Source organism: uncultured Mailhella sp. (assembly GCF_947631555.1).
In the GTDB taxonomy this organism is placed as follows: Bacteria; Desulfobacterota; Desulfovibrionia; order Desulfovibrionales; family Desulfovibrionaceae; genus Mailhella.
Map to the genome: position 1 here is coordinate 1 of NZ_CANRLT010000091.1, position 9,120 is coordinate 9,120.

General features: G+C 63.5%; 7 protein-coding genes. 5 read left to right on the forward strand and 2 right to left on the reverse strand.

Annotated elements, in window-relative coordinates; translation table 11 throughout:
* The 5 genes from Q0Z94_RS10240 to Q0Z94_RS10260 form a co-directional block, all read left to right on the forward strand.
* Positions 1 to 826: NAD(+)/NADH kinase (locus Q0Z94_RS10240; RefSeq protein WP_298069401.1), on the forward strand; the 826-nt coding region annotated here is incomplete at its 5' end.
* A 198-nt stretch (positions 827 to 1,024) separates the two neighbouring features.
* Entirely contained in the window at positions 1,025 to 2,149 is a 1,125-nt protein-coding gene (locus tag Q0Z94_RS10245) for an ABC transporter substrate binding protein (RefSeq protein ID WP_298069403.1), read from the forward strand.
* Positions 2,150 to 2,154: 5 nt separating this feature from the next.
* Entirely contained in the window at positions 2,155 to 4,464 is a 2,310-nt protein-coding gene (locus tag Q0Z94_RS10250) for an MFS transporter (protein WP_298069406.1), read from the forward strand.
* The gene (locus tag Q0Z94_RS10255) at positions 4,464 to 5,435 is read left to right on the forward strand and encodes an alanine racemase (RefSeq protein WP_298069408.1); all 972 of its coding nucleotides are present in this window, start codon (positions 4,464 to 4,466) and stop codon (positions 5,433 to 5,435) included. Before Q0Z94_RS10250 ends, Q0Z94_RS10255 begins: the two co-directional genes overlap by 1 nt.
* Positions 5,432 to 6,121 (forward strand): GNAT family N-acetyltransferase, encoded by a 690-nt coding sequence (locus tag Q0Z94_RS10260; RefSeq protein ID WP_298069410.1) that lies wholly within the window; start codon positions 5,432 to 5,434, stop codon positions 6,119 to 6,121. The genes Q0Z94_RS10255 and Q0Z94_RS10260 overlap by 4 nt, the downstream gene beginning before the upstream one ends.
* Positions 6,122 to 6,169: 48 nt before the next feature.
* Here the strand turns inward: Q0Z94_RS10260 and Q0Z94_RS10265 are convergent, their stop codons facing one another.
* A complete protein-coding gene (locus tag Q0Z94_RS10265) occupies positions 6,170 to 8,092 on the reverse strand; it encodes a SpoIIE family protein phosphatase (RefSeq protein ID WP_298069413.1) in 1,923 nt (640 codons plus the stop codon).
* Positions 8,092 to 9,042: a sigma-54 dependent transcriptional regulator gene (locus tag Q0Z94_RS10270; RefSeq protein WP_298069415.1), complete on the reverse strand. Its 951-nt coding sequence runs from the start codon at positions 9,040 to 9,042 to the stop codon at positions 8,092 to 8,094. Before Q0Z94_RS10270 ends, Q0Z94_RS10265 begins: the two co-directional genes overlap by 1 nt.
* Positions 9,043 to 9,120: the final 78 nt, after the last annotated feature.

The following is a 9,120-nucleotide window of genomic DNA, read 5'->3' on the forward strand; positions in this document are numbered from 1 at the left end:
CTCCCCGCAGCCCCGGGACATGGCTGTCCGCGTTCGTGACTGGCTTCTTCGCCGTGGCATCCGCTGCGAGATCCGTTCCGCGGAACTCGATGCTCCCAGACTCAGGGCTTCAGCCGCTGCCAGTGATGCCGTCCTCGTCCTTGGCGGCGACGGCACCATCATCGGGGTTGCACGCCGTCTGGCAGGGGTGAAGACTCCCCTGCTGGGCATGAACTTCGGGCGCGTGGGATTCCTGGCCGAACTTTCCGCGCAGAACTGGGAACTCCCCCTGGCCGGGCTTCTTGAAGGGCGCTGGCGGCTGGAAAAACATCTGGCCCTGCGCTGGCGCGTACTCTCAGGACAATCCGTCAAGAACGAAGGCATGGCCATCAACGATCTGGTCACGGCTCACGGCGTTGTGGCGCGTGCGGTGTCCCTGCGACTGGAAATCGACGGCGTACCCCTCTCCACCATGCGCTGCGATGGCATCATCGTGTCCACGCCCCTTGGCTCCACCGCCTACAACGCTTCCGCAGGCGGACCGCTGACGGTCCCCTCCATGAACGCGCAGCTTGTGACCCCCATCTGTCCTTTCGGCGGAGCCTGCCCGCCGCTTGCGGTTCCTTCCTCCTCGCTCATCCGCATCGCAGCCTGCCGCACGGGAGACGAAGTTCTGCTCTCCATAGACGGGCAGGAAAACCTTCCGCTGTCTGTGAGCGATGTTCTGGAAATCACCGGTTCCCCCGAAGAGCTGCAAATGCTGGTCAGCGATTCGAGCTGGTATCTGCGCCGGCTTGTCGAGCGCGGCGTTGTGACCTCAGGTCCCGGCTGCCAGACATTGGGCTGAGCGCTGTTCTCTTCCGGATCGTCACACAAGGGGACTTCCCTTCCGAGCCTTGCTGCTTCCGCTTCTCCCCTTCCGATTGGCAAACGATTCAGGACATTCGTAAACACCTGAACCGGAGAATTGCCGGACTTCTCCGCGAATACCTTGCCTTATCAGCATGTTCCAGCTATTAAAAGACATCCGTCCACCGAGGTGTCTATGTCTCTTCCCGTACTCTTTCGCCCTCTCGCCGTCCTCTTCCTTGCCGTCTTCCTGACATGCCCTCTCCCCGCATCGGGAAAGACGTGGCGGGTACTCTATGTGGAGGGCGGCCCGTATACCAACTACCAGCAGACGCTGGCATGGACAGCCCGCGCACTGGCCCGGCTGGGACTTATCGAGAACGGGGACGTGCCCGTCCCGCAGAACACGGAAAGTTCGCGCGGGATGTGGACATGGCTTTCCGAGAACGCGGGCGGCACGCTGACCTTTCTGGCGGACGGCCACTATTCCGCGGACTGGGACGCCGGCGCACGGCCTCTCATCAAAGACGCCATTCTCTCCCGCATCCGGGAACGGCGGGACGTGGACATGGTCATAGCGATGGGAACCTGGGCCGGTCTGGACATGACGCAGGAGGATCTCGGCGTACCTGTCTTCTCCATGAGCGTCACGGACGCCGTGGCCGCAGGCATCGTGGCCTCCGCGGAAGATTCCGGCAAGGACAACGTCCATGCGCAGCTCGAACCCGGGCGCTTCCGCCGTCAACTCACCATATTCCACGAAATTTTCCACTTCAAAAAACTGGGCGTGCCCTACGAAGACACGCCTGAAGGCCGCCAGACCGCCGCTATGGACGAAATCGAGTCCACAGCACGCGATCTCGGCGTGGAGCTGGTCACCTGTACCGCGCCCCTCGACCTTCCCGACGGCGACCAGGTCTTCAAGAATCTCAAGTTCTGCATCGACACACTGGCCGGGAAGGTGGACGCGTTCTATCTGACTTACAACTCTCTGCCCATGAAGCGGATGCCGGAACTCATGGAACCGCTGATTCAGGCGGGCATCCCCACCTTCGCCCAGGCCGGCCCGGAAGCCGTCGGCTACGGTGTGCTGCTGAGCCTTGCGCAGGCCAGCTTCCGGGATATGGGAGAGTTCGAAGCCGAAGCCATTGCCGCCGTTCTTGGCGGCAAGAAGCCGCGGGACATTACTCAGATCTTCGAGCCTGAACTGGGACTGGCCGTCAATCTGAAAACGGCCATGCGCATAGGCTGGAACCCGCCGCTGGAAATCCTTGCCGCCGTAGATGAAATCTACCAGCAGATTCCGGACGTCTCCAGGTGAACGGCGTGTTCCGCAGACTTCTTGCCGTGGGTGTGCCGGTGCTTCTGTGCACGCAGCTGCTCTACGGCGCGCTCATGCTTTCGGCGCTGGCACGGCAGTACCGCGAACCCGTGATACAGACCAACGGCATCGTCTGTCAGGACATCGCGGCGCATCTCTCCCTGCTGGTACGCGTGGGCAAGAGTCTGCGTCCGCAGACACTGGAACGCACACTCACCGAACGCAAGACCCGCACCTCGGCGGAAGAACTGGTCGTCACCGGCACGGAAGGAGAAGTGCTTTTCCAATGGGGGAACATACCGCTTCCCGAAGTACCGCAGAACCTCCTGCCGGTTTTCGGCCATGTGCAGTCGTTCTCTCACAACGGCCTGCTCTGGCTGACCTGTCCCATACAGGGTCACCGGGAACGCACGGCCGGACACGTCTTTCTGGCGCTGAACGAAGCGCGTCTGTTCGCGCCCGTGTCCCAGGCCGCCCGCAGCCAGGGCCTGCTCTTCCTCGGCGTGAGTCTTGGCGAATGCCTGCTCTTCGTTCTGCTGCTGCGCCGTGCCGCAGGAAAGGGGAGCGTGTCCGGCCTGCCCCAGAAACAGCTGCGCCTGTGCTTCATGGCTCCGCTGCTCCTCGGCCAGTGTCTTTTTCTCGCCCTGCTCTATCAGCCGCTCACTGGATTCTATCAGACCGAAGCGCAAAACGCCGGTGATCTGATCGGCCGTCAGATGGCCTGGGACATGGAGCGGCTTACCGGCATGGGGCTTGCCGTGGAGGACATCCCCAGCATGGAAAGCTGGCTCATCCAGCGGCAGCGGAACGTGCCCACCCGGGCTATGGCCGTGTTCGACGCCAGAGGGACACTGCATACGGCGGCCAGCCCCGAACGCAAGCTCGCCCCCGGCGAATGGCAGCAGATCCCCCGTGAAAACACGACCAGTGTAGACATACTGCATCCCGTGACAGGCAAACGGGAAGGACGTGTCAGCGTGGCGCTGGACGAAGCCGCGCTCACGGCAAATCTGCGCTCCGTGCTGCTGGACGATCTCACCCTGACCGTGGCTGCGGCACTCTTTCTCTCGGAACTCGTCTTTCTGCTCATGCCGCGAAGCCGCGGACGCACGGACATGGCGGCTCCCGCAGATCTCATGCGCCCCGCCGTCTTCCTCTGCCTGTTCGCCACGGAAATGGCCTGCTCGTATGTGGCTATACGCATTGGCGAACTGGGACTCGACCTCTTTGGTCTGCCCCCGGACGTGGTTTCCGGACTTCCTGTCTCCTGCGAGCTGTTCATGGCCGGAGCAGCCATGTTCCTCGGCGGTTTCTGGAGTCAGCGTTCCGGCTGGCGGCCCATGCTCTTTGCCGGCATTCTGCTGGCCTGCGCCGGCTCCCTGTTCAGCGGGCTGTCCGCCTCGCCGCTCCCCTTCATCATATCCAGAGGGCTGGCGGGCCTTGGCTACGGCTTCATCAACCTTGCGGCTCAGGTCTTCGTCATCGCCCACAGCTCCAGCGGCCGCCGCGCCCACGACCTCGCCTTCATGTTTGCCGGGCTGTATGCCGGTACGCTCTGCGGCAGCACCACGGGAGGACTGCTCGCCGACCGCCTGGGATACGCCGCCGTGTTTCCGGCCTCGGCGCTCATGCTTCTGCTGACGGCCGTTCTGCTGTGGCGGCTGCTGCCCCGCGAACCGTGGCAGATCGGACAGGACACCATATCCCGCAAGCTGACGCGGGGCAGCGTGACAGCCTTCCTCACCGATCGGCGCATGGGCGCGCTGCTCCTCTTCTTCATCATCCCCAACGCCCTTGTCACCGTCTGCCTGTTCCAGTTCTTCGTCCCGCTTTCCCTCAGTCAGAGCGGAACCTCTCCAGCCACCATCGGGCGGGTGTTCATGCTCTACTGCCTCATTGTCATGTTTGCCGGGCCTGCCTGCGGTATGATCACCGACCGGACGAAACACGGAGAATGGATCCTGTTCGTCTCCATGCTGCTGGCCTCCGCCGGTGCACTCACCCTGCTCCTTCCGGGCGGGCTGACGGCCGCCCTGGGTTGCGTCGCACTGCTGGCCCTCAGCATGTCCATCGCGGCCAACGCCCAGGGGACCTACGCACTGTCTCTGCCCGCAGCCCAGCGCTTCGGCAGGGCGCGCACCATGGGCTTCTACAATGTTGCCATGCGCATCGGCCAGGTACTTGGTCCCCTGAGTCTCGGCGTCATGATCACCCTGTGGAACGTCCGCATCGGACTCGCTGTGCTGGCCGGCGCGGCCGCACTGTCCGCCGTGCTCTTCCTGCTGCTCTGCCGGAAGCCCGGCAAGGAACACTGATGCCCCGCCTGCATGTCTGCCTGAACGCCCTGCGGGAAAATCTTGAAACCGTCTCCCGCGCCTGCCAGAAGGCGGGCTGCGCCTGCATGTTCGTCCTCAAGGAAGCGCCTCTGCACCCGAAGCTGACCGAAGCTGTTCTGCAAGACTCGGAAATCCGCAGCGTGGGGACGGTTGCCTGGCCGGAACTTCCTCTGCCCGTCCTGCCCGGCCGGGAACTTGTCCATCTCTGCTCTCCTTCCGCCGAACAGCTCCCCCTCGCCGCAGCCTGCCGCCGTGTCTTTGTCAGCTCCATCACCGCGCTCCGTTCCCTGAGCGCCTTTCCCGCCGCCCGGGCGATACTCTGCCTCGAAGCCGGGGACGGCAGGGACGGCGTGCCGGAAGCCGAACTGCCCGAGCTGCTGGAGCAGGCACACGCCTGCGCCGTCCCCGTGGACGCACTGTCTGTAAACTTTGCCTGCATGAGTTCCAAGGCCCCGACCGCCGCGGCTCTGGAACACGCCGCCGTGCTTGTCCGGCGCCTTCTGCCGCATACTCCCCGCCTGTCAGCGGGAGGGTCGGACATACTCGAACTTGCGGAACACACCTCCCTGCCCTGTGAAGTTGCCGAAATACGCTGCGGCACAGGCGTGATGCTGGGTGTCTATCCGCTTTCGGGCAGACCGGTTCCAGGCTGCCGCCAGGATACGTTCCAGCTTGAATCCCGTGTTCTGGAATGCCGCGTCAAACAGGGGTGCCGCCTGGCTCTGTTCGACATGGGGGAATACCACACGGCTCCGCACCTTCTGACGCCGCCGTTTCCCGGCATGGCGTTCCGCGCGTCCTCGTCCGCCTATACGTCCTTTGATGTCACCGGCTGCCCGGAATCTCTCAAGGAAGGTCAGGCTCTGCGCTTCGGACTGGAATACCGCAGCCTTTCCCGCGCACTCTCCTCCCGCGCTCTTCCCCTGACCATGACGGACGGTACCCCATGAACAGGCAAGGCAGCCTTACCCTGCGCCCGGCCGCGCCCGAAGACCTCGACGCGCTGGTACGGCTGGAGAAAAGCATCGAACACGCTCTGCCCTCACGGGACATTTTCGCCACGGACGAGCGCCCCTTCTACGAACCCATCGTGTGCGGACAGGGAAACATACTCCTTGCCGTGGACGCGCACGGAGAGCTGGCCGGGGCCAGCGTTATCCGCTTCCCAGCTCCCGACGATCCCGAACATCTGGGGCGGATTCTGCACCTTCCCGAAACGCTGCTTCGCAGCGTGCGGCATCTGGAATCCATCTTCGTGCGGCCGGAGGACAGGGGCAGAGGGCTTGCAGAAACGCTGCTCCACGAGAATATGCGGCTCACGGCGGCCTCGGGGCGGACGCTGAGCATGGCCACGGTCTGGCCCGGAAATACGGTCAGCCTGCGGCTGCACTTCCGCGCCGGGCTCTGCGTCTGTGCCTTCGCCCGAAAATACGGCGGCAGGCCCAGATTCATTCTGGCAGGCGGGCCGCAGCGCCCAAGGCTGGAAAGTGTCCCGCTCCTTATTCCTGCCGCAGATGTGGAGACTCAGCGAAAAGCGCTGGCGCAGGGGTATGTGGGCTTCAGGGTGCAGGGGGAGACCCTGCTCTACGCCAGACTGCACGGCCAGAGTCTGCTTGGGTGGCTCGAAACGCCGTAAACGCGGAAAGGCCTGCGTTATGCCTCGCGTAGGCGCCTTTTCTCTCCGTCAGGCGCGCCGGAAGCAGAGCATGGTAATGTCGTCCGACTGCGCGGCGGTGCCACGATGCTTCTTAACCGCTTCCATGACACCGCAGATCACGGCATCGGGCGTCCATCCGCGCATATGGTTCAGGCAGTCCGCAATGCTCTCCTCGCCGAAAAGCCGCCCGTCAGCGTTCATGGCCTCGGAGACGCCGTCCGTGTACAGGAGGCAGGTGTCCCCCGTTTCCAGGCGGACGCGGCAGGCCCGGTATTCCATGCCGGAAAGCGCCCCCACCAGCGGGCCGCTGGTCTCCGTGAGCGCACGCACCGGCACGGCAGGATCAGCTGAGGCCACGAAGGGCGGGCAATGAGCACCGCTGGCATAGTCCAGTTCTCCCGTTTCAGGGTCGAACAGGCCGATAAACAGCGTGACGAACATGCAGCTGGGATTGTTCCGCGCAAGCATCTCGTTGATGCGGGACATGGCTTCCGCAGGCGAAAGTCCTTCGCCGAGAGTATAGCGCACCAGCGTCACTGTCATGGACATGAACAGCGCCGCGGACACGCCCTTGTCGGAAACATCGCCGATGACGATGGCCTGCCGTCCGTCCGGCGCGGTAAAAAAGTCGTACAGATCCCCGCCGACTTCCTTGGCAGGCTCCAGAAATGCCGCTGCCGCATAGCCAGGACAGCTGAGTGCGCCGCCGGCCGGGGGCAGTATGCCCATCTGAATGTCCCGCGCGGCGTTGAGTTCGCCCTGCATCCGCTGACGCACGCTCAGGGTCTCCACAAGCCGGCTGATATTCTCGTCCAGAGCTTTGGCCATGTGAACGAAGGCCCCGGAAAGTTCCCCGACTTCATCATGGCGTCCCACGGGCAGACCACGGGTGATTTTCTCGGCCAGCCCCGCATGTTCAACACCGAAGTCCTCTGCTGCCAGTTCGCGGGCACGGCGGGCAAGCAGGCGGAGCGGTCTCGCGATGCGCAGCGCTGCAAACAGCATGACCAGCAGACTGACCGCCAGAAAGCCCCCGGCCACGCAAAGCTGCTGTGCCGCCAGCCGTGAGGCCGGAGCCGTCATCGCGCTCATGGGCACGAAGGCGGCCACATACCAGTCCATGGCCTTGAAGCGCACCAGGCGGTACATCACGTTCCACGCGCCTTCCTCGATGCCCTGAAGCGGGCCGTCCGCAGCCTTTTCGAGCCAGGACGCCGGGACCTGCTCCACGCCGGAGAGGTCGCCCTTGCCGGCCAGCAGACGGCCTTTGCCGTCCAGAACGGCCACGGACGCCCCCTGACCGAGTTCCAGATCCTCCAGCCGCTCCTGAACGGCATCCAGAAGCCGCCGCTCAAGCTGTTTCCGCCCTTCTTCCGCATTCACCAGAGGATCGGCCAGAACCAGAGTTCCTCTCCCCGCGCGGGAAAAACTCAGCAGAAAGGGCTGCGTTCCGCTCTGCTCCGGCGCGTGGACGCCCGTCACCGCAAAGCGGATATCGCGCTCTCCGTACACACCGGAAAGCATGTCGTGCAGGGACTGCCCCTTGAAGTCTTCTGTTCCCGCCGCCGTCATCACAGAGACAAGTTCGTCCTCTGCCACGGGCCGCCCGTCCTCAAAGCAGGCCATGCGCATTCCCTGGTCCCGAAGCGCCGCCTGCCAGCTCCCGAGCTCCCGCCTTCCCTCCGACTCCACCTGTTCGCGGATGAGCGCCGCCGTCCGCCTCATGCGGTCCTTGGAGGCAAGCACTGCCTCCACCTGCGAAGTCAGAAGGTTCAGGTAACGGACGCTGATACTGTCCTCCACAAGCATGACCGTGTTGACGAAGGCTTCCTCTTCCCGTTCCAGAGTCCGTTCCAGCAGCGCCTTGTGGCTGAACCAGATGATCGGCGCTGCGGAAAAGGCCACGGCGCATCCCACGATCAGAAACATCTTGGAGCGGAGCGAAAACATCAGCTGTTTCCCCCTTCCAGCGCGCCGCCCATACGCTGCATCTTCTTCCGCAGGCCCTCGCGGGAAAGCCCGAGCAGGGAAGCGGCCCGCGCCTTGTTCCCTCCTGCCTGCCGCAGTGCCCGCTTCACCAGCAGGATTTCGGCCTCCTGAAGATTCAGCGGCAGCTCCTCTCCGTCCGCTTCTGTCCGTCCGCCATCGCTGCGGCAGAGAAATTTCTCCACTTCTCCGGAATGGAGCAGGCGCGGCGAAAGATCCCGCCATTCAATGACACTGCCTGAGGTCAATGCCGCCGCACGTTTCATCTCATTGCCCAGTTCGCGCACGTTGCCAGGCCAGGGATAGCGCAGGAGCAGGCTCTGTGCCACCGGAGACAGTGTGAGGCGTTCACGCTTCATTTCGGCGCAGTCGCGCTCAAGGAACATCTGCGCGAGGAGCAGGATGTCGTCTCCGCGTTCCCGCAGGGGCGGAACCTGAAGTTCCACCACGTCCACACGGTAGAACAGGTCCTCACGGAAACGACCCTCCTTCACAGCCTGTTCCAGCGGCACATGCGTGGCGCAGACGAGCTGAATATCCACGGGCACGGGATTCACGCTGCCCACGCGGGTGACTTCACCCCGTTCGAGCACGCGCAGGAGCTTGGCCTGATTACTCAGACTCATTTCGGCCAGTTCATCCAGAAAGAGCGTCCCCCCGCTGGCTTCCTCCAGAAAGCCCTTGCGGAAGCTCACGCCCGTGGCCACGCCTTTCTCGATGCCGAACATGGCGCTCTCGAACAACGTTTCGGGCACCGCCGAACAGTTCACGGCGATGAACGGCTTTTGGCGCCGCGGCGACTGCTGATGGAGAAAGCGTGCCACCACTTCCTTGCCCGTACCGGTCTCGCCCTGGATAAGCGTGTTGATGGGATGCTGGGCTATGGCCGCGGCCATGTCAAGAAGACGGCGCATAAGAGACACTGACTTTTATAATGACAAATGTTTGAGATTATGCTATCCTTCAAAAAAAAACGGAGGGTACCGAGATGC